Here is a 21,881-nt window from a genome sequence, read left to right on the forward strand (position 1 = left end):
AAGTTCGTCCGCCGAATTATCGCGAAAAATCCGCCAATTCGACTAAAATCCGGTCATCAACTGCGAGTATGATTCGCCCTATATCAGAAGCTTACCGTCCGCCAGTGAACTATGAATGACAACCCGAATCGTCGACGAAAACACCAAATTTGCCCCTCAGGACAGCTCCGCGCCGCCGCACGACACGCCGGCGGCCGAGGGCGTTTCCATCGCCGTCGCCGCAGCGCCCGCCTCCCCTCTTCCGGCGAACGCCGGCCTGCCGGCCCACCTGCAGGATCTCACCGAACGCGCCCGCGGCTACGTCGAGGCCGCCAGTTCCGCCAACACGCGAAAGGCCTATGCCTCCGACTGGAAACACTTTTCCGCCTGGTGCCGGCGGCAAAACCTCTCCCCCCTCCCCCCGGATCCGCACGTTGTCGGCCTCTACATCACGGCCTGCGCGTCCGGTTCAGCAGAGCGTGGCAGCAAGCCTAACAGCGTCTCGACCATCGAGCGCCGTCTTGCCGCCCTCGGCTGGAACTATGCCCAGCGCGGCGAGCAAAAACTCGATCGCAAGGACCGCGCCATCGCCACCGTGATGGCCGGTATCCGCAACCGGCACGCGGCGCCGCCGCGGCAGAAGGAGGCGATCCTGCCCGAGGACCTCATCGCCATGCTCGAGACGCTCGACCGGGGGAGCCTGCGCGGCATCAGGGACCGGGCGATGCTGCTGATCGGCTTTGCCGGCGGCCTGCGCCGCTCCGAAATCACCGGCCTCGACCTCGGCCGCGAGCAAACGGAAGACGGCCGCGGCTGGATCGAGATTTTTGACAAGGGCACACTCGTGACATTGCGCGGGAAAACCGGTTGGCGCGAGGTGGAGATCGGCCGCGGCTCCTCGGACGCCACCTGCCCAGTCGCCGCACTCGAAAACTGGATCAAGTTCGCCAGGATCGTCCGGGGTCCCCTCTTCCGCCGCGTGACCGGGAAAGGCAAGGACGTCGGGCCGGACCGGCTGAACGACCAGGAGGTGGCGCGCCTCGTCAAGAAGACAGCACTCGCCGCCGGCGTGCGCGGCGATCTGTCCGAGGCCGAGCGCGGGCAAAAATTCGCCGGGCATTCGTTGCGCGCCGGCCTCGCCTCCTCGGCCGAGGTCGACGAGCGACATGTCCAGAAGCAACTCGGCCATGCCTCGGCGGAGATGACGCGGCGCTACCAGCGCCGACGCGACAGGTTCAGGGTCAACTTGACGAAAGCAGCAGGGCTATAGACTTCCCCCCTCCCCTGTCAGTGGACCTGCTCAAACCTTGGAACCGTGTCGGGAACGCTCTGCGATGCTGGAAAGATCAACCTTCTTGCCCGCGACGTCCGCCACGATCTTCGAGATAGCCAGTGGAGGAGCAGAAAGCCGGTTCGGTCATTCACTGCGCGCCGTGGCGCGATGCCGTTGCGCACGGGCCAGCCCGACAAACCGTCGCTTGACCTCGGCAAACAATGCCGGCGGCAGCGGCCCGAAATATCCTGTATCGCTGTCGACCGGCCGCATGTCCGGACCCGGCCAGACGAACCGGTTGCTTTAGGTCAACACAATCCAGGAACGCTCGTCGTCGAGCCCGAGGCGTCGCTTGGTCGCCGGCGGGATCTCGATCGCGTCTTCAGCATCGGATGGTGGGCTGTGGGTGATCGGCAGCACCCTCACCGCCGGTCTGCCATCCTCAAGATGCGCGACGATCGCCAGCACCAGTGCCGGGCGATCCTTGTCCCCCTCCTCGCGACCCTCGAGGAGTTGCCAGTGCCAAAGATAGGAATAGCGAAAGACCCAGCCGACCTTCGTTTCAGTCGGCAGCATGTTTTCCCGTCAGAAGCTCAGCGTTGAGATGATCGAGATCCCCCTCCATTGCGGAGGCTTCGATGGCCGCGAGATCGTCATCCCCAAGTGTAGCGGTCAGCTCGACGCGCCGGTCGCGTTTCGTCAGTCGCAGGTAGTCCTCATAGGCGATCAGCACCGTGCGCGGCCGACCGTTCTTGGTGATGATCACCGGATCGCGGACGGCGGCATCCTGATAGGCGCCAAAATTCTTCGAGACCGCAGCGGCCGTAACAGTGGAGGTCATAGCAAACTCCTTTTTACGGAATATACGGATTTTACGGAAGGCTTGCAAGATTGCTGTGCGGCCGGCCGGCTTGCCGACTGTCGGACGGCGCAGGATGCAAGGCCATCAGTGTCTCGACCATCGAGCGACGCCTTACTTCAGCCGCCTTCTGACGAAGACAGCACCTCACTCAGTACCGCCTGGGCGATAGAAAGGCTGTCGGCGGCGAGGTAGGTGTACGCGGGCAGAATCATGAGCTGGCTTATCGTCGCGCTGACAAACTCGGGATTGAGCTTGGCGACCCGATCTTGCGTCTTGCCAGCCTGCTCAGGGAAGGCCTGTAACGCGGAGATGACATCAGTGCGCTCTTGCGCCGCCGCTGCGGCGAGGTCAAAAATATCACGCGGCTTGGCCTCGCTCCCGCGGTAGTAGATTTTCTTCGTGATGATCTCAGGGATGGTTTCAAGATTGACGTCGCGTCCTTCGATCTCGCAGACTTCAAAGGGTGTACTTGTGAGCGGCCCCGCAGCGATGAAGTCGATCTCACCAATGTCCTCGAAGGCAAATTTCTGAAACCGCGCGCCGTCCCCGCCGTAAGATGCCGGAACCTCCCTGAAACGCAGGTCGGCTTTTGCGGGGTCGAGAAATCCCAGGATCTGGCTGTCATCCAGGAAAATATCGATGTCATGGCTTTCCCGGTGACCAATCCGGATCATCATCGCGGTGCCACCGCCTAAAGACCACTGAAACGGGTAGCCGCCGGTTTGGCCCCTGACTTGATCCAGCAGATCACAAGCGATAGAAAAGAGCCGCCGCCACTCCGACGGTCGCTGGTTGTGTGCCTCAACCATCAGGCGGCAAGATGGTAGCTCTCGCCGGACCACGCCGAGAAATCGGAGGCAAGCATCTTCAGATCATCGACTGCAATACCGAACTCCGCAGCAAACTCGGTCTGCTGATCGAGCGGCACCTCGCCGAAGAAAGAACTGACCTGGCCAGAAAATACCTTGGCAAGCTCAAGATCCGAAAGGCAATGCGCCAGCATCGCGCCGTCCAGCTGATTGCTGTAGGGTGCGTTCACCGTCGTCAGGACTGACACAAGGTTCTTGCTCATAGTGTCTCTAACATAAGGAATTCCGACCGTTTTCGCAAGTTTTCCGCGATCTGCCTTGGGGTTCTATCTGTCGTCGGTCGTTTTCCGGTCTGCGATATAAGGGAAGATGTTTCGAGGCCTTTATGCAATGATCCAGTAGAGATGCTCCCAAGCAATCGGCGCCCTTGCAGTCAACCTCTGGAAAACGAGGCCGTTTGTTCCGTGGCAAGCGGGTCTTTCTCGACCCTTGTTAGCATCGCCGCTGCGATTGCCCATCAATCTCATCCAAGCCGCCATCCGTTGGTAGACCCCTCCCCTCCTGGCGCTTATCAGCAAAATCCATCGGGATGGTCAGAACGCCCACGGCTATTGAATGCAAAAGCCCGGTGCGGGAGGAGGTGCACCGGGCTTCTATTCCTGCTGACAACTTGGGAGGAGGAACGCTGTCAGCGCCGCAGAATCACCTGGGAGGAGGATGGCAATCCTGACCGAACATAATTTATGTTGCGCTGCACCCTCTTTCAAGAAGGAAGCTTGCTTCGGGTCGAAAATTCAATACGCGTTGAAGCGCTGACGGCGTAAGACACGCGCGGACGCAATACAAACCGCGCACTTCGACCTTGCCGCCAATCTTGAAAGAAACCGTAAATGACCGAGCAAACCGAAATGATGACGATATCGAACCGTGGCGACTTCGCCCAGTGGGCCGTTGAACGGGCGAAAGCCATCGTCGCCGAGCAAGGCGGTAATCTGGCGCTTGCCGCGCGCGATCAGGGTGACGCGGAAATTGCCGAGACAGCCAATGCGCTTGGCCAGGCCATCGTCGATGCCCTACTGGAAGTATTCGACGGTCTCTTGCCCCAGGACTGAACGCTCCTGGGTAACAGCCGGCATCTTGGAATAACGCCATATTCATCGAGGCATCCGCCCGGATGAGAGCCACGACGCACCCGAGAATCGTCGCCAGATCCCATAGCAATCAACCGCTTCACGCGATACCGCTGGCAATAGGCTATGCCGCTGTCCCCCGCCCCCACGACCGTCACGCGGACTTTCTGTCCGTGCCGTTCGCCCTCATTGCGGCCATCAGCATCGGCCCGAGGCTGAATTCACCCCTCGCCGCCTTTCTCGTCAAATCGCGCAGATAGCCGCCGGCCGAATTGATGTGCTCGGCGCGCTCGAGGATGCAGGCAATGGCGACGGCGGCATTTTCCGGCCCAAGCACCTCGCAGGCTTCCTGGTAGGCCGACGGACTGACGCCAAGCATCGATCGTACGACCACCGCGGCCGCCATCACATCGCGCCAACCCCTGATCTGACCCCCGCCCGGCACGTAATCCAGTATCTGTGGGCAAGCCTTCAGCACCATGCTCAACGGATATGCCTTCAACGGCTCGGTGATCCGCTTCGGTTTCTGGCTCGGCTCGGCGCCCTGCTCGTTTTCAGAGCTAGGTTCAAGTTCATTGCTGGATTCGGGTTTTGAATTCTGTATGTGGCAACCATTTTGAACATCATTGCCATCTGTTTTTTGTGAATTTAGCTGCATTTCCAGGATGTTGACGATCTCATCCCGCAACATCGTCATTTCCTCGAGCACAGCCTCCGTTTCAACCCGGCTCGGAGTGCGGGGGGGGCGAGTGCCAAGGTCGACATACATCGCTTCAATCTCTTCCCAGTCACCGTTAGCTCCTTCTTCGATCGCCGCTTTGATCAGCTTGCGAACGTCACGGCGGCAAATCGAGAGGGCCTCCTTAGCGCGCTTGAACAGACGCCGCTCCTCGGCAACCTGCTGTGCCAGATGAGCGAGCTCCTCTACACGGACCAGAAGCGGCGCCAGGCTGAAGCCGAACGCTTTCTCGATCTCGCCGGACTTGGTTCTGTGTGCGTAGCGTTTCCCGTTCGGGCTGTCGTGACGATGGATAAGGCCGGCATCCACGAGCGCCGCCAAATGGCGACGAAGCGTCGTGCCGGCAATCCCGTGTGCGCGGACTGACAGCTGAGCGTTCGAAGGGAAAACCACGAGGCTCTGCCCCTCCGCCAATTCGCTATGCGGGTAGAAAGTGAGAAGCGCATCCAGAACCGTGATAGCGCGATCCCCGAGGCCGAGTACGCTCTTGGCTTCGCAGACGTCCCGGAAGACTTTCCATTTATCGGCGGTCTTGCCGCTCTCGATTTCAGCCGCCCTCACCTGCCCTTTCACGAGAGCAAGAGACATCGGCCGCCGCCCGAAGGGCGTCGTCACATTCCCGATCTGCATTTTCCTTCACCTTTCAGAAGGCAAAAGAAATCCGCTCACCAAAAACGGTGCCAAAGACTCTTGACTGCGATTCGTGGAAATGCGATTCTTTGTTTGCTACAACATAAGAAGGGGCTTCCACGACGGCGACGTTTTGGGGGCCTTTTTCTTTTGTAGGTTACACTCCAGCTTGCAAGAAATTGTCAGCTGACAATTCTCTCAGTTGATTGAATTCTCTAAATTTTTTCTCTCTCAAACGCAGCAACAAGATCGGCCAATTTATCAGAGAGGAAAGCTGCGAATGGTTCTGAGGTTACCGTGATTTTTGTCCCTCTCGTGCCTCGCTCGATGGATGCAAGCGGAAGCCCTTTTTGACCACGCAGAACTTGGACAGCATTGGTCTTCTTTTCACTGCGGCCAGCGAGTGCCTTCCACAAGCGTTCAAACCGTGCGTTCGAATCTACTTTAGCAAACTCAGCGGAGGTGAGCTCTTTATCGACACGCTTTGCCGCATCGGTATCTTTCAGGCCATCCGCGAAAGCCAGCCACCGAGGTCTACCGACCTTAAAGGCGGGGCCAACAGCCAAGATCAACTCGGGCTTAACGGCATCCGCAACCTGAAGAAGTCGAGATATTTCCGGCTTATCGACGGATAGTGCTTTTGCGATAGTGTCACGATCAAATCCATGCTCGTGCATTCGCCTGGCGAACAACGCCCGCTCAATGAAGCTCAAGTCAACACGGGGGCCATTCTCCTGCCCCTGTGCAAGGATGACCTCTTCATCTGTCATTTCACGAACGATGGCTTTGACCCGGCGGCCGAGCAGCTTTGCGACCCGCCTGCGCCGATGGCCGAACACCGACTGATAGCAATTGACCTTAGTTGGATGAGGGCGCACCAATATAGGGACTTGCTGACCAGACTCCTCAATGGCGGTCTTCAGCTTCTCTAGCTCTGGGTCAAGTTCCACCGGTATTCGATCTTGGATAAATGAGTTTTCGATCAAGTCCGGATCGAGTTCGACAACTTTATCCCCCGACGCGAGCGCGTCGCGCAAAACTTTAGCGGCAGCCGCCTCGTCATTCAGTCGATTGAGCGACAGGTTCATCGCACGAACGGCACCTGCCGGCTTTTGCGATACTGAAACAGCCGGCGCTTCTCCAGCAGCTTGCCCCGCTGATACCATGCTCTTGAGGATGTCGCGGCCCTTCATGTCCTGCCCCACGATTTTTGAATTAAAGCTTCCACCTCACCATTCACACCATCCATCGCCTCCACTGCACGATCATAGGTCTGACGGTGAATTGTCTCTCGTCCGGCTTCATAGATTGTCTGCTTCGAAAGGCCGGCATCGGACACCGCAGTCGACTTAACCATCATTGAAGTCAACACTCGCTCGTCGAAGAGGCTGCGCAGAAACGCCACGATTTGAGCCTGCGGGCCGTCATTTGGTTCGTATCGCGTAATTAGATACCGCATCCAATCGTACTCAAGACTTCCCCCAGCTTCCCTTACCACGGAAAGCAGATTGGAGGTCATCGCGAGAAACTGGTTCATTGACGCGATGTCGAGCATCTGCGGATGAACCGTGATCAAGACCGAAGTTGCCGCACAAAGCGCTGAAAGCGTGAGGAAGCCTAGAGTGGGCGGGCAGTCGATGACAACGACGTCATAGTGCTCCTGCAATCCGGTCAACGCATTTCCCACGCGCATGAAGAACATGTCGGTATCGGCCACGGAACGCGTCGCGAGAGCGTGGGGAGTATCATGCTCGAACTCGTGGAGTTCAAGATTACCCGGAATGAGATCCAATCCCGGAAAATAGGTCTGCCTTACGACCTCCCTAACCGCCCGTCGTTCACCATCATAGCGAATAGCGCCATAGAGCGTTTCATTGTCACCCACGTCAAATTCCGGCTGATATCCGAGCATCGCAGACATCGATGCCTGTGGGTCAAGGTCAACGGCCAGAACACGATAGCCTCGCAATGCAAGGTACTGGGCGAGATGGATAGCTGTCGTCGTCTTGCCTGACCCTCCCTTGAAATTCGTTACCGCTATTATCTGGAGATGATCGCCTTCGCGACGACCAGGAAGATAAGTGGGCTTCGTACGACCCCGAATTTGCCGAATAGTATTTATCTCTTCCAGCGAGAACGTCAGCCGCCCACCTAGCGTTCGTTCCGAGGTAACCGCGTCTTCTTGTGAAGCGATATGCCGCACATAGCTATCAGTGATACCCAGCAGCTTCGCAGCCTCCTTACTGCTGAAGCGACGAAGTACTTTCTTCGCGTCTGGGGAAAAGAGCTTCTCGAAAAGAACCTGAAGCTGGCCACTGAGCGTAGCAGAGTCACGCTCAATCGCCTTGTCGATCGAGAAAGCTCCTTCTTTGCTTTGTTGATCCTTCGTCGCGGCTTTCGTCGCCATTCGCGGAAATTCCAATAAGTTGTTGAAGTTTCCGCAAATGATCCCGGAAAGCGCGTTGTGGTCAAGGTTTTTTTGGTTAACGCAAAACAGCGATTGCGGTCGAGGAAATTTCCTATTTATTTTCCAATACTTATGAAGATTGTCAGCTGACAATCCTCCACTGAATCAAAGGGGTCAAAGCGAGTGGAAAACGAATCTGGAGAGAATCGGCCCTCGAACTAGGAACTGTAAAACCTAACTTACGCCGGCCGAACACCCAAAGCAGACACGTCTGCGGGTTTCAATTCTGTACGCGTGGCTCCCGATTCCCGTCGGCCTTACGCGACAACACACAAGCTCAATCTGTAACACCGGCGCAATCGCAAACGTCTGGTGTATGTCACAAAGTCCTGATCTTTCCGGCCGCCTCACCGCCTCGAGCCATCCACACCTCCAAGCCTCAGGGAGAAGAGCGCGAGACAAAAAAGGGGCCGTTGGAAACCCGCGGCCCATGAAGTGTGGAGATCTATAACCTCCAGAGGGGAACAGCTGCGGCGGCAGGTACTGGGAGGATAACCGCAATGAGCATCAGCTGCCTGTAGGACGCTCTCATTTTCATCGGATAGCGAGCATTTCTTGTGCAATGTAGTAACTATGCGGTTGCCACAGTGCTCCACGATGACTCTTTGCGGGGTGCGGCCTTCGTGACGAGGCCGATATCCACGGCTCGCGAACAGGATGTATCACTGAAATGAATCGGTCGGGGCCGACCGATTCATATCTCTCGTTGGACGAGCGCCGGAGGATTGGCGATGCTGGCGTCCATGCTCGCACAACCCTACCAGCTTTATGTCGAACGCACCGATCCGACCAGGAATGTCGCCCGATTCTACGCGATGTCGATCGAAGCGACGTTATACGGCGATACATGCCTGACGCGGCGCTGGGGGCGCATCGGCACGGGCGGCCAGATGAAGGCGCATCTGTTCGAGAGCGAGGATGAGGCGGTGCAACTGTTTCTCGAACTTCTGCGACAAAAACGTGGACGCGGCTACCGGCCGAAAGGACGCGTCGCTGACGACAGGCGGCCTTCAAACAAGATGCCATGACCAGCGGCGAAGGGAGGGTAGGGGAGGAGCCATTCCGGTTCCAACCTAAAATCCCGGCGAACAGAAAGCATCGTCAGGCAGTGTTCTTCTTACTGCCTGACATGCCGGGTAACAAGGCGCCATAACGACCTGTACCCGTCCCCTAGAAGCCGAACGGCGACACTTCGTATTTCGGACTTAGGAAGAGTTCATAGTCCCATCCGGCACCATAGGTTATCATCGCAGCCATGGAGCCGCGAGCTTTGAAAGCCTCGACTGCCTGTAGAACGCCCGGAAAGCCTGGCCGGTGGCTTTATCAGAAGCCGCACATGTCCGCGACATCTGTTGGCCCCTGTGGCGACGGGCTGTGACCAACCTCCTCCGCTGCGAAGCCGACGGCGAGTACTCGACGTCGAGAAATGCTCCATCTTCATCGAGCGCGGGCAGATACTCGCTCATCGAATTCACTTCACACCCCTCCGCTGTGCAGCGCATGGTGCTGTTGCCCGCGCGACGGACGACCCTGCGCTCCGACAAGCTTTCCAGGATGGCGTTGAACTTTTCGCCGATGTTCTCCCGGATCGCCTGATGACCTCAGCCGCGCAACGATACCGGCCAGTTTGTCCAGCACTGTCACTGTGACCTCATGCGCACAGGCATCAAGCTTGTCGGCGAGGGAAGCGATTTCCTTCAGCCATGCGTCGTCGCCATCGTCTCTGGAAATGAACCGTCCACAGTTATCGATCCGTCGCAGAACCTCGGCAGTCGCAAACGGCCCGTCATAGGCTTGCGCCCCGATGACGAAGCGCACGCAGCGATTACCCGATATGCCGTCGAGCCTCGCGTGCCGGATCTTGATAACATCCGCGAGCTTGAAAACGCTGAAATCGCGACGCGTATAGTTATAGCCGGTTCCGGAAAGCACCTGCTCGACGTCATCGGAGAATGCCGGCCCGGAGATATCGAGGCCGTATTTCCGACAGTCCGCGAGAATTCCATCCCACGCGGCATCCACCGCGGCACGGACCTTGTCTCCTCCCTGGTCCGCATCGGCAACGACGCGGATATTTGCAATGGCAACGAGCCAATCCGCCTGGATCTGGCTGGCGCAAGAAGCGGAGTAACGCGGGTCTCTCACCTTAATGCTCCTCGATAGAAAATTGAATTTCATGTTTCAAAGCCCTGAATTTTCGTCATTCCTCGGCAAAGAAGTAGCTTCCTTTGGCGAACATATGGAAAGTATGTCGCGCATGCCATGAACATTCAAGAAATAATTTTAATATTACAGAAGTTAATTCCAAAACCCAAAGGTACCTTCTGTCTGTAATGTCGAATGTCATACGAGGATTCAAGATAACTTTAGCGCGACATTCAGATTCATTGACCGTGGAAGGGCAGTCAACAAAGAATATCTTGGATTACCGGCAGAATTTAGCGACCTTCTCACCGTGCAACCCTCCATGATTGTCGCAATATTTCTTTCTTACAAGACGTTGACGTCCATTTCACCTCGGGCAACGCTTTACCTACAACGAGCGATGAAAGCCCCCCAATGAACGACTGCATTCTTGAACGCCAGCCGACGCAGACCGATCTCTTCACCATTCTCTGGAGCACACTTCATTCCGAAGGGACGGATCGCATTGTCTCCGGCACGGCGCCCTCTGTCGAACGCCCGCGAGCTGATACTTGCCCGATCCGTGTCGGCGCATGCGAACTCCATCGTGGTGATGCTGCGGACATTCTGCCAAATCTGCCGGCCGGGAGCGTCGATCTCATCGTGACGAGCCCTCCCTACAACATCGGGAAGTCCTACGAGACCCGCACGCCCCTGACGCACTATGTCGCGTTCCTCGAGCAGATCATCGGCGAATGCCATCGTCTTCTCGGTCCGCACGGAGCGATGTCCTGGCAGGTCGGAAACTACGTGTACAAAGGAGAGGTCATCCCGATCGACAGCCTGATCATTCCGATCTTCCGCAGCCTCGGGATGAAGGTCCGCAATCGCGTGGTCTGGTCCTTTGGCCACGGCCTGCACTGCTCGAAACGGCTATCGGGACGGCACGAGACAATCGTGTGGGCCACGAAGTCCGACGACTACACCTTCGATCTCGACGCGATCCGCGTTCCGCAGAAATATCCGGGCAAGCGCTACTACAAGGGGCCGAGGAAGGGTGAGTTGAGCGGAAACCCGAAGGGGAAGAACCCGGGGGACGTCTGGGACATCTCGAACGTCAAACACAATCATCCGGAAAAGCTCGATCATCCGTGCCAGTTTCCCGAGGGGCTGATCGATCGGCTCGTCCTGTCCCTGACCGCCCCGGACAACGTCGTGCTCGATCCGTTCGCCGGCTCCGGCACGGTGGGAGCCGTGTGCAATCGCCTTGGCCGCAAGTCAATTCTCGTGGAACGCGAGGAAAGCTACGTCCGGATGGCCGCACAGCGGCTGGCCGGTCACGCGGTGTAATCACGACCAGGCGGAACGGTCGGTCGCAAACAATTCTGGAAACGGAAGCATCCATGAACCATCACAAATTCCTCTTGTCCGCACCCTATGACGACGTGGACGTCGAAACCGAGGGACCGACGTTTGCCATCGCAATCGGGCAGGCGCTCCCGAACCTGTCCCGGCGTCTCGGCAACAGCCGCACGATTCTCGGCGCACGTCCGTTTCAGGACGGCCGTAAGGACTTTTACGGCTTCGAGCTGGATGTTGATCCGGACGAGGTCACCTCCGATCTCCTGATCAATCGCTACGGCGCACGGCAACCGGTCCCGGCACCCTCGGAGCCGGATCACCTCGAAATCGAAGCGTATGATGTCTACGAGACGATGGGCAGCATCGAAGGTCTACTCAGATATGCGGCGCAAGACCTGATCGACGATGAGCGCTGGCACGGTCTCATCCGCGAGCGGGCGCTGGAATACCGGCAGGCCGTCAGCGATGTCCTGGTATACGATCCGAAGGCAAAGATCGACATGCTTGGGAATCTGGACGAACTGTTCGCGGGCAGGGACTGGAGCCCGTTCTTCTCACCGGCACTCCTCGTCCACCCGGTCGTTCAAATCGGACAGGTAGACATCGTCGAAAAGACAGATGACGAGATTCTGCTCCGGTTCGAGTACTGGAACGGTGACGATCACGGCCGCGAACTGGAATTCGCCGACACCAAGAACGGGCGCCATCACGTTCGCCGTTCACGCTACAGCGCTCTGCGAGCGTTCGATCCTGCTTTCAGTGGCTGGCAGCTTCCGGCTGTCCACGATGCCTTGCAGGAGGCGCTCGATACCGGCCGCCACACCGACCTCAGCGACGCGAATTGGGCAGTTGGTCTTTCTGCATCCGAGGCCGATCTCGAGCCGGCATGAATCCGCAGAGCTTTCTGAATGCCGGGGGAGGGAGGGGCGTAGGCTGGCCGGCCCAACTCTCGACGCCGAAACCCGATGGCCCGCTTTCACGACCTGGACAGGCACCCGAATTCTCCGGCTCCCATCGCCCGGGACCACTAATCAAATCAATCCAGAACACCGAAGGACACCCATGCTAATCGCCCTCGAAGCAAGCAAGATCAAGCCATCAGATATCGACCCCATCCGCCTGCGTGAACTCGCGCTCGACATCGAACGCCGGGCCGAATTCGTCAGCGCCTGTCAGGCATGGATTACCGCCGGCCGCGAGGTTTCCGGGATCGCTGCGGCCATTCGCGAAACCCCGTGGCGTTTCATCCTGACCAACTCCGGGCAGGCGATAGAAGTGGAACACGTCGATGAACTCGAGGCTGCATACTGGGAGGCCGTGGACGAAATGAACGTCGGCCGAAGCTGCATTGGTAACGAGGGACACGAAGAGTACGTTCTTGAAGGTATTCGGAACTGTCTCAAAGTCCACAGGAGAGCAAGTCAGTTCATGACCTTTGAAGACGATTTTGCGCGTGTCGAGGACGCAATATCCAACCTCTTCGAAGGCACCGGCTATATCTACAATGGCGAGAATAGCTTCATCCCTGATGACGAATGATACGGCCGCCGGGCCATCCGGCTTCGCTCTGTTTTCAGGAGCGCGCCCCTTAGCCCGATGATTTATGACTCCGCGGATTCGACGGCAAGACCGATGGTATGCGGTCTTGCCGTCCGCCGGAGACGTGATCGCGACCGCCGAGGTGCGAGGCGGCGGAAACCTCAACCAATGACGATCGTCTTGGTCGGATCGAAGGCCATGTTCTCGACATCGCGCCGATTGAACCCGTCCCTCACATAGCCCCGCGGGTTGCACACCACGCGCGTCTTTGTTTCCGGCACGACATAGTCGAAGTTCGCGTGGGTATGCCCATGAATCCAGACATCGGGCTGGTGGCGCTGGATCATATCCGAGAGATCCGACACGAACGCCGGTGTCAGCCGGTCTCCCTTATACTCATCGGCGACCGACAGATCGTGCGGGCATGTATGCGTCACGACGACCGTCGGCCCGTCGAAGGGCAGGGCAAGCGTCTCATCAAGCCATTCCCGGCTCGTGCGATGAATATCGACGGTGATTGCCGGCAGGAATCTTCGCGGGGTCCCTTCCGGCCAGCGCGACGCGATGGTGCGATAGTCGTTCATGAACAGCGCCGCAGCACCCATTGCCTGGATCGGATTGCCATAGAGCTCGAAATCCGTCCACAGGCAGCAGCCGAGGAAGCGGACTCCGTCGATGACGACATCGCGGTTCTCCAGCATGAAGACATTTTCCAGCTCGGGGATATCGCCGATGCTGTCCTCATAGACCTGACCGTAATGTTCGTGGTTACCCGGCACCATCACGACGCGCTTTCCGCGGCTGCCATACATCCGGTACGCCCAGCGGGCACTTTTGGCTACCGGTGCGGTGACGTCGCCGGCGATCACGATGACGTCGACATCGTCGGCGACCTCGATCGCGAAATCAGGCTCCAGGCTGTAGTCGAGGTGGAGGTCGGAAAATACGGCGGCTTTCATTCTGGCACCTGTCTTGTGGTCTGCGACAAGGCTTATTCCGGGCTCGACGGCCTCCGGCAAGCCGGCCGGCGAAATTTTCTGGACAGGGGAGGGCAGGAGAATTTCATCCTGGTCCGAGGACGAGGACCGATGGAGGTTCCCACGTTGTTGGTGTATAGCCTCCCGTACCGGACCGAGAGCTTCCGTATCGGCCGGATGTATCCTGTAGCCACCGTGGCGGACCTGCAGGATGGATGGCGGGGCGGAGTTGAAGCGGCTCCGCTCCGACGATGTGCATGCGCGGATCACCGCGGCATGATGAGAGAGACAACCGTCCCGGCATCGCTCTCAGAGGTCATATCCAGCCGCTTCCGATACCTGAACTCAGGTCGGCGAACGGCTCGACCCGTTCACGCCCGGGTCTTCTTTGCGTTTGCAACGATGACGTCGTCGCTTTCGATAGGCTGACCTGCTGTGCGCCGGCCCCAGACGCTGAGGCCGGCGAAATCGGTATCGACAATTTCGTCGCTTTCGATGAGCTTTTCCGCCAGGCAGCCTGACACGATCCAATGCTCCAGAACCTCCGGGTCATCAGGCTCACCATCCCCTTGCAAGGAACGCGCCGCCTTCGTCAGCGACGTCTCGGGTGAGGCTTCGGCAAGTGTTGCAATCAGCGTTGATGCGCAGCATAGGACCTCTGTGTTCGCGATATAGGCTGCTGTTTTCATTTTCCATGTTCCTTCTCGATGCGAGATTGATGAATAAGGTCGGGATGGCGGTCGCGAGGACCGTCATGCTTCATCGTCATCGAAATTGAAAAACAGCTCGGCAAAGTCCTGCCAGACGGTCTCACCGTCCCGCCTCCAGCAACCGGCATTGATCGCCCGGTTCTCGAAAGCCGCGTCGATCGCCGCTTCCGCAGCCAGATCCCTGCCAGCGAGAATTTCGTAGTCGGCGGCGGCCAGCTTCATCATGCGCATCGCGAGACAGACAGTGCCGATCGCACGCTCGTCCTCGTTGCCAAGGGCTGTGTGCAGTTGCTCTCGGGATCCGAAGAACCACAGGAGAGCTTCGGACGGCGAGATCGTCCAGGTCCATCTCTTCGCCAGTGACACCGTAACCGTGTGATCGTCAAAGCGTGGATTGTCGGCGGGATTCGATGCAGCAGCAGGTGCAACTGCGATGATCGTCGCAGTAGGCATTCCTGGCGCTGCTCTGCTGGCTTATATTAATCGCAAAAGAATTTCCACACTTTGCCGCACAGCTCACGAAGTAGGGCATGGCGAGCTCTCCAAGCGGCTTCCTGTCTCGACCCGGATGGACGACATTGATGTGCTGTCGACAGAAGTGAACGTGGCACTGGCTCGTCTCGAGGCAAGCGTTCTCGCCATGAAGCAGGTCACCACAGATGTCGCGCACGATCTGAGAACCCCCATCGCTCGTACTTTTCTAGTTCTTAACGATGCCCTGCAGCTCACCAACACTCAAGAGATAAAGGCAGGTATTGACCTGGCACTCTCTGAGCTACAGTCTATTGCCAACACTTTCGACGCGCTTCTTCGAATAGCGCAGATCGAAGCTCGCAATCGCACTACAAATTTTATCTACTTCGATCTTAAAGCCCTGGCGCTTGAACTCTACGAGGCCTACGAGGCTATTGCTATCGAATCTGGCTACAGCCTTTCAATTATCGTCGAGGAAGCTGACTGCTTTATACTCGGTGATCCGGCGCTTATACGGCAATTGCTAGCAAATCTACTGACAAATTCGCTGAGACACACCCCAGCTGGTACCACGATCTCGTTGGAAGTTCAGCGTGAAGCGGATACAATCCGCCTAACCGTCTCCGATGATGGCCCGGGTATACCCGAGGAAGAGCATGAAAAGGTCTTTGAGCGATTTTATCGTCTTGAGAAAAGCAGGACCACATCCGGCTCTGGGCTGGGTCTCAGTATGGTCAAAGCAATCGCAGAGCTTCATGGCGCGCGACCACAAATTGTTCACTGCCCACACGGACTAAAAGTAGGTATCACTTTCACAAGCGTTGATACAGATTGAAAGAACTGACGCGTCCGAGAGGAAACCTATTTCTTAGGGTTATGCTTATGAATTCTTATAGCAGACGCATGAGACGCAGTCTTCGACCGATAGTCGTTCGGCGAGCAAGACGGTCTCTGACCTTTATTGCAGTCTTGCTATTCCTCTTTTTCGGGCTCATACTGGTAATTCGTACATTATCTATGCACTAATCGAATGGGGTATCCGCCCGTACCATTACAATTCCTATTCATCGGCCGCCTCTCATGCCACCAAGAACCTGCCTCTTAACCTGATGATCGACTTTTTTTTCTTGCAGCAGGAACCTTCCCCCATGGGAGAGTTGTTTCTCAGGTATCGTGTCGTATCCAAGAGGTTGATGAATGTCCTACAAGCGATTCTTTGCAATGATCACCGTCTCGACGGTGGTCATGTTTGGCCTGATGTATCTTAACACATTCTCTGCAGACCACCTATTTTTCAGCGAAACAAGGTCGTTTGCGGCTCTCTACATGGGAGCAAGCATGGCGGTCATCATGTTGTTATTCATGCTCGGAATGTATAGTAATCGGCGCGCCAACATAGCAATTTTCGCCGTAAGCGCCGTGGTTTTTGCGGGGTCGCTGTACCTCCTTCGCAGCCAGGTGACGGTTGACGATGTGGATTACATGAAGGCGATGATACCACACCACTCCATCGCAATCTTGACTTCTGACCGAGCAAAGATTGTGGATCCAAGAGTCCGAAAACTTGCCGACGGCATCATTGAGGCTCAAAAGCGAGAAATTGCTGAGATGAAGGCTCTTATCCAAGAGCTTGAAGGCGGCCCGGGGGCTGCGCCGAACGTCGACTGACCAGTGCCGTTTAGCTGCCCGACGAATAAGCTCCAGGGGTGGCGTCGCCTTAACCGAGTTTGGGATGCGGTAGTCTCTTCGACCTGAACTTCACGCATCAATCGACAAAGCGATTTCCCGCCAGGTCGAGATGGCGTGAGTGCGAAGCTGGCGATGGTCTGCGGCGGTCAAGTCTTTGCGGTGAAGAAGGAAGAGATTGGCGATCTGGCCGTGAGTGGAGACGAAACGCTGACATTGCCGCGCGGACTTGAAGCGCATCATGCGCCGCTCTCGTCGTCGCACAGCAAGATGGGAATTTTCAGCCTGGTTGTTCAATCCCTTGTGCGAGCGATGTTCGACCTTCGGCATCAAATCCGCCTTCGCAGCCGAATAGGAACGCAGCTTGTCGGTCAGCATCTCGCGCGGGGCGATACCTTGACCCTTGAGCAGTTTGCGCATCAGACGCAAGGCTGCTGCCTTGTTCCTTCGGCTTTGCAAGAGGGCGTCGAGAACGTAGCCGTTGGCATCGACGGCGCGCCACAGCCAGTATTTCTTTCCCTTGATCGTCACCACCATCTCATCGAGCTGCCACTTGTCGGCAAACTGGCCTCGTGAGCGGCGTCGGAGCTGATTGGCGAACTTCAAGCCAAATTTCGCCGCCCATTCCGAGACGGTCTGGAATGAGACGTTGATGCCGCGCTCGGCCAACAGATCTTCGACGTCGCGTAAACTGAGCGGAAATCGGAAATACAGCCAGACCGCATGGGTGATGATCTCGGCAGGAAAGCGGTGGCGTCTGAAGTGGGCGGCAGGGAATTCGGTCATGACAATCCGAATATCAAGTCGGCTAAAACAGGCGGTTAAGGCGACGCCACCCCCGCGCAAGATCTTCGTCAATTCCATGAGCGATCTGTTCCACGAACAGGTCAGCGACGACTTCATTCGCGATGTATGGCAAATCATGCGTGAGACGCCGCACCACAACTATCAGATACTCACGAAACGGCCAGAGAGAATGGCCGATCTGGTGGCCAGCAAGATAGGCGAGGTTCTGCCCAACGTGTGGCTTGGGACCAGCATCGAAAACGCTGCTGTAGCCGAACGGATCGAGCATCTGCGGAAAGCGCCTGCTGCGATCCGCTTCATATCATTCGAGCCTCTGATCGACGCCGTCGGCACCATCGACCTCAGTGAAATCCATTGGGCAATCGTGGGCGGTGAAAGTGGGAAATCCGCTCGTCCCATCCGTGAAGAATGGATCGATGAAATCTACACCAATTGCCAAACGGCAGGGACGGCGTTCTTCTTCAAGCAGTGGGGTACATGGGGCAAGGACAACAAAAAGCGGTCAAAAAAGGCAAACGGACGCGAGTATCGAGGCCGAACTTGGGATGAGATGCCGATAGCGCCTCAGCCGGCCGCATAAGAACAGGGGACTTGGGGGCGAAATGACGAGGAAACAGTACGAAGGGCCGGATGGCGCAAAACTTGAAGACCACTCCAAACGCAAGCATAAGATCCTGCGTGAATACGTCTTCGACTATCTGACTGTTCGCTGCAAGCTTCCCCAGCGCGAACGCTTTCGGCTTGCTATCGTCGACGGTTTCGCAGGCGGTGGCCGCTACCAATGCGGCTCCCCTGGCTCGCCGTTGATCTTCATCGAAGAATTGAAGCGCGCAGTGGAAGCAGTAAACACTCATCGCACGGTGCAGGGCCTGGGCATGATTGAGGTCGAATGCCTGCTGATCTTCAACGACGCCAGCCTTGATGCCGTCGAGCTTCTGAAGGGGCATGTCGCGCCGATGCAGGCTGACATCGCCGCAACGTGCCCGAGGCTGCATCTGCGCGTCGAATACCTCAACGAGTTCTTTGAAGTCGCCTATCCCCGGATCAAGGGCCTTCTTGAACAGGGCCGATATAAAAATGTCCTGTTTAATCTCGACCAGTGCGGTGACAGTCACGTCAATCGCGAAACGATTATTGACATCATGCGCTCGTATGCATCGGCGGAGATTTTCTACACCTTCATGATCAGCTCTTTGTTGGCCTTCCTCAAGAAGGACCAGCCGGACCAGCTAACGAAGCGGCTTGATTACCTTGGTATCAAGGGCACCGACATCACGTCCCGGAACGACGTTGTCATGCGATATGGCCCGGCGTGCTTACTCCGAACCCGTACATCGCTTGCACGCCTAGAGCTTGGCCTTCGCGAAAACGTCGACCAATTCATCAAACTTTCGTCGCTGAACCTCCGCATTGCCCGAGATGATCGCTTCTTCAACGCAACAAGCCGCATGGGCCTTCAGCACTTGAGTTTCGACCTTCGAGAGAGCGGCTTTTACTGCATGAAGCTGATGAAGGATTTCGATGCAATAACGCTCATCCTCCACCATCTGACCGACGCCGCGGACCTGTCCGGCAATTCGGTTAAGAGAGGTCAGAATACTGCTCCTGTCTTTGTCGCACATGCCAATACCCCTACATGGTATGGGTACTGAACTCTCGAAACGCTGGTCGGTTCCGAAGGGCGTGCAACTTCTGTCTCGAACTCTTGACCACCAGCAGCGCGTGCCCACGCATACGAGATCACGGACGGGAGCTTTGGGGCCGAGCCAGAACTTAATCCACATCAAAGATTCACGGTGCTCGGCAGCGCATGCTGGGATCAACAGCAAATCGCCTGGACGCCACATCTATACGCATCACCCCCGGAGACTGCACCATGGATAGCGAGGTTCCTGCATACGGCCTTTGGTCATTGGTAATTCTCAACTCAGCGGTCTTCATTTTCTTCGCATTTTCATTCTTCAAACCCTCGACAACCCGCGATTGGCGATCGTTCGGGGCCTTTAGCGCCTTCATCGTCGCGCTATTCGCCGAGATGTACGGGTTTCCCTTGACGATATTTCTCGTCTCGGGCTGGCTGCAGTCGCGCTATCCCGGCATCGATTGGTTCTCGCACGATGCCGGGCATCTTCTGGAAGAACTTTTTGGCTGGCGCTCCAATCCACATTTCGGACCGTTCCACATAGCGAGCTTTGTCTTCATCGGCGGGGGATTCGTTCTCATCTCGGCCGCCTGGAAGGTGCTGTATGAAGCTCAGCGCACTCGGATACTTGCCACGAGCGGGCCATATGCTTGGATTCGTCATCCGCAGTACGCCGGCTTCGTGCTCGTCCTGTTCGGCTTTCTCCTGCAATGGCCCACACTGCTGACCCTGGGAATGTTTCCTTTCCTGGTCGTCATGTACTGGCGCCTCGCTCGTTTTGAGGAGCGGCAGGCAATTGCGGAGCATGGCGGCGAATATGAGCGGTACATGCGGGATGTCCCCGGCTTCATCCCTCGCTTTCTTGGCCCGCCGGCCGATAAAGCACGCCCCTAATTGCCGGCCTGACCTATCCACCTTCCGCCATTGCTGAAGGACGCGACGGCGCTAGATCACGAAAAAGGTAGAGCAAAATGACACATAGAACTTCTGTTCGCGTCGCGGTGAACGGTTTCGGCGTTATTGGCAAACGTGTCGTGGACGCGGTGCTTCGACAAGAGGACATGGAGCTCGCAGGTGTGTGCGATGTCGTCGGCGACTGGCGTTTGCGAACCCTCAGCCAAAAGGACGTCACCCTGTACGGTGCCTCGGAAGAAGCTGTTCTCAGCCTGAAGGACGCGGGGTTTGAGGTTTCTGGCACGCTCGATCATCTCCTTGACAAAGCCGACATCGTTGTCGATTGCACTCCGAAGCACGTCGCCGCAGCAAACGTCGAGCGTTACAAATCTCGCCGCATCAAGTTCATTGTCCATGGCGGCGAAAAGCATTCGGTCACAGGCCATTCCTTTGTCGCCGAAAGCTCCTTCGCCAGTGCGGTCGGACGTGATGCGACCCGCGTCGTGTCGTGCAACACCACGTCTATCGTCCGAACGCTGACCGCTCTGAAGCAGGCAGGTCTGCTGAAGCGCGCTCGCGGCACCTTGCTGAGACGGGCAACGGACCCTTGGGAAAGCCACCTTGGCGGCATAATGAATACGCTCGTTCCCGAGCCCGAGATACCTAGCCATCAGGGTCCAGATGCCCAGAAAGTCGACCCGGATCTGGATGTCGTGACCATGGCCGTGAAGGTGCCGGAGACAATTGCACATCTGCACTACTGGTCGGTGCAGCTCACGCGAAATGCGGAGAAGGAGGAAGTCCTTGACGCATTCCGCGCGTCGTCCCGGATAGCTCTGGTACGAACGGCCGACGGCCTGAACCGCCCCGGGTTTGCCGGAGGCTCCAACTTCCAAATAGGATGGAGCCATGACGAGCAAAACGACGAACAAGTTTTCCCCTGAGGTGCGCGAGCGTGCCGTGCGGATGGTGTTGGATCACGAAGCTGATCATTCCTCCCGCTGGACTGCCTGCCAGTCGATCTCCGCCAAGATCGGCTGTTCGGCGCACACTCTACTGGATTGGGTAAAGAGGGCCGAGATCGATGCCGGCAGGAGGGCCGGCTTGCCGACGGACACGGCCGAGAAGATAAAGGCTCTTGAGCGGGAGAACCGCGAGCTCCGGCAGGCCAATGAGATCCTGCGCAAGGCGAGCGCTTATTTTGCCCAGGCGGAGCTCGACCGCCCATTCAAACGATGATTGCGTTCATTGACGATCACCGCGAGGCGCATGGGGTCGAGCCGATCTGCAAGGTGCTGCCGATCGCCCCATCGACGTACCACGATCATGTCGCCAAGCGCACTGATCCCGCGAAGCTGTCGGCGCGGGCGAAGCGGGACCTGGAGCTCAAACCGGCGATCGAACGCGTCTTCGCCGAGAACTTCGAGGTCTATGGCGCGAGGAAGGTCTGGCGGCAGATGGTGCGGGAGGGCTTCAATGTCGCGCGCTGCACGGTCGAGCGGCTGATGGCCGATCTCGGCCTTCACGGTGTTGTTCGTGGCAAGCCGATCCGCACGACGGTGCAGGACAAGGCCGCGCCGTGCCCGCTTGACCATGTGAATCGGGTCTTCCACGCGCCGGCTCCGAACAAGCTCTGGCTCTCGGATTTCACCTACGGTGCGCCTCGCCCCAGTCGGGGAGGCATATGACTGGAATGCAAAAGAGAAAGGAGGATGTGAGTATTTGCCTGCCCTCTGCTGTAAGGGGGCATGAGCCCAAGCGGCGGTGACCTGCTGTC

General features: G+C 57.4%; 23 protein-coding genes, 3 pseudogenes and 1 other annotated feature. Of the genes and pseudogenes, 13 read left to right on the forward strand and 13 right to left on the reverse strand.

Features of this window, described 5'->3' with window-relative positions:
• The first annotated feature begins 115 nt into the window (after positions 1-115).
• Positions 116-1,249 carry a tyrosine-type recombinase/integrase gene (locus tag L0976_RS27305; protein ID WP_234190365.1) on the forward strand — a complete coding sequence of 378 codons (1,134 nt, stop codon included), beginning with the start codon at positions 116-118 and terminating at the stop codon, positions 1,247-1,249.
• A 147-nt stretch (positions 1,250-1,396) separates the two neighbouring features.
• On the opposite strand, the pseudogene L0976_RS27310 reads toward L0976_RS27305, so the two are convergent.
• From L0976_RS27310 to L0976_RS27325, 4 genes and pseudogenes are all read right to left on the reverse strand, one after another.
• Positions 1,397-1,828: pseudogene (locus L0976_RS27310) on the reverse strand (plasmid maintenance toxin (PemK-like)).
• Positions 1,815-2,093 carry a type II toxin-antitoxin system Phd/YefM family antitoxin gene (locus tag L0976_RS27315; RefSeq protein ID WP_133037107.1) on the reverse strand — a complete coding sequence of 93 codons (279 nt, stop codon included), beginning with the start codon at positions 2,091-2,093 and terminating at the stop codon, positions 1,815-1,817. Before L0976_RS27315 ends, L0976_RS27310 begins: the two are co-directional and overlap by 14 nt.
• Before the next feature lie 137 nt (positions 2,094-2,230).
• Positions 2,231-2,923: a nucleotidyl transferase AbiEii/AbiGii toxin family protein gene (locus L0976_RS27320; RefSeq protein ID WP_234190367.1), complete on the reverse strand. Its 693-nt coding sequence runs from the start codon at positions 2,921-2,923 to the stop codon at positions 2,231-2,233.
• On the reverse strand, positions 2,923-3,186 hold the full coding sequence (locus L0976_RS27325) for a hypothetical protein (RefSeq protein ID WP_234190369.1): 264 nt from the start codon (positions 3,184-3,186) through the stop codon (positions 2,923-2,925). The genes L0976_RS27320 and L0976_RS27325 overlap by 1 nt, the downstream gene beginning before the upstream one ends.
• Positions 3,187-3,813: 627 nt before the next feature.
• On the opposite strand from L0976_RS27325, the gene L0976_RS27330 reads away from it, so the two are divergent.
• Positions 3,814-4,035 (forward strand): hypothetical protein, encoded by a 222-nt coding sequence (locus L0976_RS27330; protein WP_133037099.1) that lies wholly within the window; start codon positions 3,814-3,816, stop codon positions 4,033-4,035.
• Positions 4,036-4,207: 172 nt separating this feature from the next.
• Here L0976_RS27330 and repC read toward each other — a convergent pair whose 3' ends face one another.
• The 3 genes from repC to repA form a co-directional block, all read right to left on the reverse strand.
• Positions 4,208-5,422: a plasmid replication protein RepC gene (gene repC, locus L0976_RS27335; RefSeq protein WP_234190371.1), complete on the reverse strand. Its 1,215-nt coding sequence runs from the start codon at positions 5,420-5,422 to the stop codon at positions 4,208-4,210.
• Positions 5,423-5,637: 215 nt separating this feature from the next.
• Complete coding sequence (gene repB, locus L0976_RS27340) at positions 5,638-6,615, reverse strand: plasmid partitioning protein RepB (protein WP_234190373.1); 978 nt, start codon at positions 6,613-6,615, stop codon at positions 5,638-5,640.
• Positions 6,612-7,829 carry a plasmid partitioning protein RepA gene (gene repA, locus L0976_RS27345; protein WP_234190376.1) on the reverse strand — a complete coding sequence of 406 codons (1,218 nt, stop codon included), beginning with the start codon at positions 7,827-7,829 and terminating at the stop codon, positions 6,612-6,614. The genes repB and repA overlap by 4 nt, the downstream gene beginning before the upstream one ends.
• Before the next feature lie 791 nt (positions 7,830-8,620).
• On the opposite strand from repA, the gene L0976_RS27350 reads away from it, so the two are divergent.
• Entirely contained in the window at positions 8,621-8,917 is a 297-nt protein-coding gene (locus L0976_RS27350; RefSeq protein WP_234190378.1) for a WGR domain-containing protein, read from the forward strand.
• Positions 8,918-9,365: 448 nt separating this feature from the next.
• On the opposite strand, the gene L0976_RS27355 is transcribed toward L0976_RS27350, so the two are convergent.
• On the reverse strand, positions 9,366-10,067 hold the full coding sequence (locus tag L0976_RS27355; RefSeq protein WP_234190380.1) for a hypothetical protein: 702 nt from the start codon (positions 10,065-10,067) through the stop codon (positions 9,366-9,368).
• Between the two features lie 381 nt (positions 10,068-10,448).
• Here L0976_RS27355 and L0976_RS27360 point away from each other — a divergent pair, with 381 nt between their 5' ends.
• The 3 genes from L0976_RS27360 to L0976_RS27370 all read left to right on the forward strand — a co-directional run bounded on the left by L0976_RS27360 (position 10,449) and on the right by L0976_RS27370 (position 12,914).
• A complete protein-coding gene (locus tag L0976_RS27360; RefSeq protein WP_234190382.1) occupies positions 10,449-11,363 on the forward strand; it encodes a site-specific DNA-methyltransferase in 915 nt (304 codons plus the stop codon).
• 53 nt (positions 11,364-11,416) lie between these two features.
• Positions 11,417-12,265, forward strand: coding sequence for a hypothetical protein (locus L0976_RS27365; protein ID WP_234190384.1), 849 nt, complete (start codon positions 11,417-11,419; stop codon positions 12,263-12,265).
• 172 nt (positions 12,266-12,437) lie between these two features.
• The gene (locus L0976_RS27370) at positions 12,438-12,914 is read left to right on the forward strand and encodes a hypothetical protein (protein ID WP_234190393.1); all 477 of its coding nucleotides are present in this window, start codon (positions 12,438-12,440) and stop codon (positions 12,912-12,914) included.
• A gap of 161 nt (positions 12,915-13,075) precedes the next feature.
• Here the strand turns inward: L0976_RS27370 and L0976_RS27375 are convergent, their stop codons facing one another.
• From L0976_RS27375 to L0976_RS27385, 3 genes are all read right to left on the reverse strand, one after another.
• Positions 13,076-13,873 carry a metallophosphoesterase gene (locus tag L0976_RS27375; RefSeq protein WP_234190401.1) on the reverse strand — a complete coding sequence of 266 codons (798 nt, stop codon included), beginning with the start codon at positions 13,871-13,873 and terminating at the stop codon, positions 13,076-13,078.
• 389 nt (positions 13,874-14,262) lie between these two features.
• On the reverse strand, positions 14,263-14,580 hold the full coding sequence (locus L0976_RS27380; RefSeq protein WP_234190403.1) for a hypothetical protein: 318 nt from the start codon (positions 14,578-14,580) through the stop codon (positions 14,263-14,265).
• 63 nt (positions 14,581-14,643) lie between these two features.
• Positions 14,644-15,054 (reverse strand): hypothetical protein, encoded by a 411-nt coding sequence (locus L0976_RS27385; protein ID WP_234190405.1) that lies wholly within the window; start codon positions 15,052-15,054, stop codon positions 14,644-14,646.
• On the opposite strand from L0976_RS27385, the gene L0976_RS27390 reads away from it, so the two are divergent.
• Positions 15,035-15,910: a HAMP domain-containing sensor histidine kinase gene (locus tag L0976_RS27390; protein WP_234190407.1), complete on the forward strand. Its 876-nt coding sequence runs from the start codon at positions 15,035-15,037 to the stop codon at positions 15,908-15,910. The genes L0976_RS27385 and L0976_RS27390 overlap by 20 nt on opposite strands.
• A 362-nt stretch (positions 15,911-16,272) precedes the next feature.
• Complete coding sequence (locus L0976_RS27395) at positions 16,273-16,743, forward strand: DUF305 domain-containing protein (protein ID WP_112828944.1); 471 nt, start codon at positions 16,273-16,275, stop codon at positions 16,741-16,743.
• Positions 16,744-16,833: 90 nt separating this feature from the next.
• Here the strand turns inward: L0976_RS27395 and L0976_RS27400 are convergent, their stop codons facing one another.
• Positions 16,834-17,547 (reverse strand): IS6 family transposase, encoded by a 714-nt coding sequence (locus tag L0976_RS27400; RefSeq protein ID WP_207591908.1) that lies wholly within the window; start codon positions 17,545-17,547, stop codon positions 16,834-16,836.
• Here L0976_RS27400 and L0976_RS27405 point away from each other — a divergent pair.
• Positions 17,546-18,148, forward strand: coding sequence for a phage Gp37/Gp68 family protein (locus L0976_RS27405; RefSeq protein WP_370643878.1), 603 nt, complete (start codon positions 17,546-17,548; stop codon positions 18,146-18,148). The genes L0976_RS27400 and L0976_RS27405 overlap by 2 nt on opposite strands.
• 22 nt (positions 18,149-18,170) lie before the next feature.
• Positions 18,171-18,809, forward strand: a pseudogene (tcmP, locus tag L0976_RS27410) (three-Cys-motif partner protein TcmP); the annotation flags it as partial.
• 105 nt (positions 18,810-18,914) lie between these two features.
• Here the strand turns inward: tcmP and L0976_RS28830 are convergent.
• Positions 18,915-19,415: a metal-sensitive transcriptional regulator gene (locus tag L0976_RS28830; RefSeq protein ID WP_370643879.1), complete on the reverse strand. Its 501-nt coding sequence runs from the start codon at positions 19,413-19,415 to the stop codon at positions 18,915-18,917.
• Between the two features lie 29 nt (positions 19,416-19,444).
• Here L0976_RS28830 and L0976_RS27420 point away from each other — a divergent pair, with 29 nt between their 5' ends.
• The 3 genes and pseudogenes from L0976_RS27420 to L0976_RS27430 all read left to right on the forward strand — a co-directional run.
• Complete coding sequence (locus tag L0976_RS27420) at positions 19,445-20,104, forward strand: isoprenylcysteine carboxylmethyltransferase family protein (RefSeq protein WP_080843338.1); 660 nt, start codon at positions 19,445-19,447, stop codon at positions 20,102-20,104.
• Between the two features lie 77 nt (positions 20,105-20,181).
• On the forward strand, positions 20,182-21,048 hold the full coding sequence (locus tag L0976_RS27425; protein ID WP_234190409.1) for a type II glyceraldehyde-3-phosphate dehydrogenase: 867 nt from the start codon (positions 20,182-20,184) through the stop codon (positions 21,046-21,048).
• Positions 21,014-21,765 (forward strand): annotated as a pseudogene (locus L0976_RS27430) (IS3 family transposase); the annotation flags it as partial. The gene L0976_RS27425 and the pseudogene L0976_RS27430, both read left to right, overlap by 35 nt.
• Positions 21,298-21,414, forward strand: a sequence feature (AL1L pseudoknot). (Overlaps the previous pseudogene by 117 nt.)
• Positions 21,766-21,881: the final 116 nt, after the last annotated feature.

Source organism: Shinella sp. NM-101 (genome assembly GCF_021401195.1).
Lineage (GTDB): Bacteria > Pseudomonadota > Alphaproteobacteria > Rhizobiales > Rhizobiaceae > Shinella.

What these genes read in the sequence shown, in the direction of transcription:
- L0976_RS27305 (WP_234190365.1), top strand. Translation starts at nt 116, where the DNA reads ATGACAACCCGAATCGTCGACGAAAACACCAAATTTGCCCCTCAGGAC.
- L0976_RS27315 (WP_133037107.1), bottom strand. Translation starts at nt 2,093, where the DNA reads ATGACCTCCACTGTTACGGCCGCTGCGGTCTCGAAGAATTTTGGCGCC.
- L0976_RS27320 (WP_234190367.1), bottom strand. Translation starts at nt 2,923, where the DNA reads ATGGTTGAGGCACACAACCAGCGACCGTCGGAGTGGCGGCGGCTCTTT.
- L0976_RS27325 (WP_234190369.1), bottom strand. Translation starts at nt 3,186, where the DNA reads ATGAGCAAGAACCTTGTGTCAGTCCTGACGACGGTGAACGCACCCTAC.
- L0976_RS27330 (WP_133037099.1), top strand. Translation starts at nt 3,814, where the DNA reads ATGACCGAGCAAACCGAAATGATGACGATATCGAACCGTGGCGACTTC.
- repC (WP_234190371.1), bottom strand. Translation starts at nt 5,422, where the DNA reads ATGCAGATCGGGAATGTGACGACGCCCTTCGGGCGGCGGCCGATGTCT.
- repB (WP_234190373.1), bottom strand. Translation starts at nt 6,615, where the DNA reads ATGAAGGGCCGCGACATCCTCAAGAGCATGGTATCAGCGGGGCAAGCT.
- repA (WP_234190376.1), bottom strand. Translation starts at nt 7,829, where the DNA reads ATGGCGACGAAAGCCGCGACGAAGGATCAACAAAGCAAAGAAGGAGCT.
- L0976_RS27350 (WP_234190378.1), top strand. Translation starts at nt 8,621, where the DNA reads ATGCTGGCGTCCATGCTCGCACAACCCTACCAGCTTTATGTCGAACGC.
- L0976_RS27355 (WP_234190380.1), bottom strand. Translation starts at nt 10,067, where the DNA reads ATGAAATTCAATTTTCTATCGAGGAGCATTAAGGTGAGAGACCCGCGT.
- L0976_RS27360 (WP_234190382.1), top strand. Translation starts at nt 10,449, where the DNA reads ATGAACGACTGCATTCTTGAACGCCAGCCGACGCAGACCGATCTCTTC.
- L0976_RS27365 (WP_234190384.1), top strand. Translation starts at nt 11,417, where the DNA reads ATGAACCATCACAAATTCCTCTTGTCCGCACCCTATGACGACGTGGAC.
- L0976_RS27370 (WP_234190393.1), top strand. Translation starts at nt 12,438, where the DNA reads ATGCTAATCGCCCTCGAAGCAAGCAAGATCAAGCCATCAGATATCGAC.
- L0976_RS27375 (WP_234190401.1), bottom strand. Translation starts at nt 13,873, where the DNA reads ATGAAAGCCGCCGTATTTTCCGACCTCCACCTCGACTACAGCCTGGAG.
- L0976_RS27380 (WP_234190403.1), bottom strand. Translation starts at nt 14,580, where the DNA reads ATGAAAACAGCAGCCTATATCGCGAACACAGAGGTCCTATGCTGCGCA.
- L0976_RS27390 (WP_234190407.1), top strand. Translation starts at nt 15,035, where the DNA reads ATGATCGTCGCAGTAGGCATTCCTGGCGCTGCTCTGCTGGCTTATATT.
- L0976_RS27385 (WP_234190405.1), bottom strand. Translation starts at nt 15,054, where the DNA reads ATGCCTACTGCGACGATCATCGCAGTTGCACCTGCTGCTGCATCGAAT.
- L0976_RS27395 (WP_112828944.1), top strand. Translation starts at nt 16,273, where the DNA reads ATGTCCTACAAGCGATTCTTTGCAATGATCACCGTCTCGACGGTGGTC.
- L0976_RS27405 (WP_370643878.1), top strand. Translation starts at nt 17,546, where the DNA reads ATGACAATCCGAATATCAAGTCGGCTAAAACAGGCGGTTAAGGCGACG.
- L0976_RS27400 (WP_207591908.1), bottom strand. Translation starts at nt 17,547, where the DNA reads ATGACCGAATTCCCTGCCGCCCACTTCAGACGCCACCGCTTTCCTGCC.
- L0976_RS28830 (WP_370643879.1), bottom strand. Translation starts at nt 19,415, where the DNA reads ATGTGGCGTCCAGGCGATTTGCTGTTGATCCCAGCATGCGCTGCCGAG.
- L0976_RS27420 (WP_080843338.1), top strand. Translation starts at nt 19,445, where the DNA reads ATGGATAGCGAGGTTCCTGCATACGGCCTTTGGTCATTGGTAATTCTC.
- L0976_RS27425 (WP_234190409.1), top strand. Translation starts at nt 20,182, where the DNA reads ATGACACATAGAACTTCTGTTCGCGTCGCGGTGAACGGTTTCGGCGTT.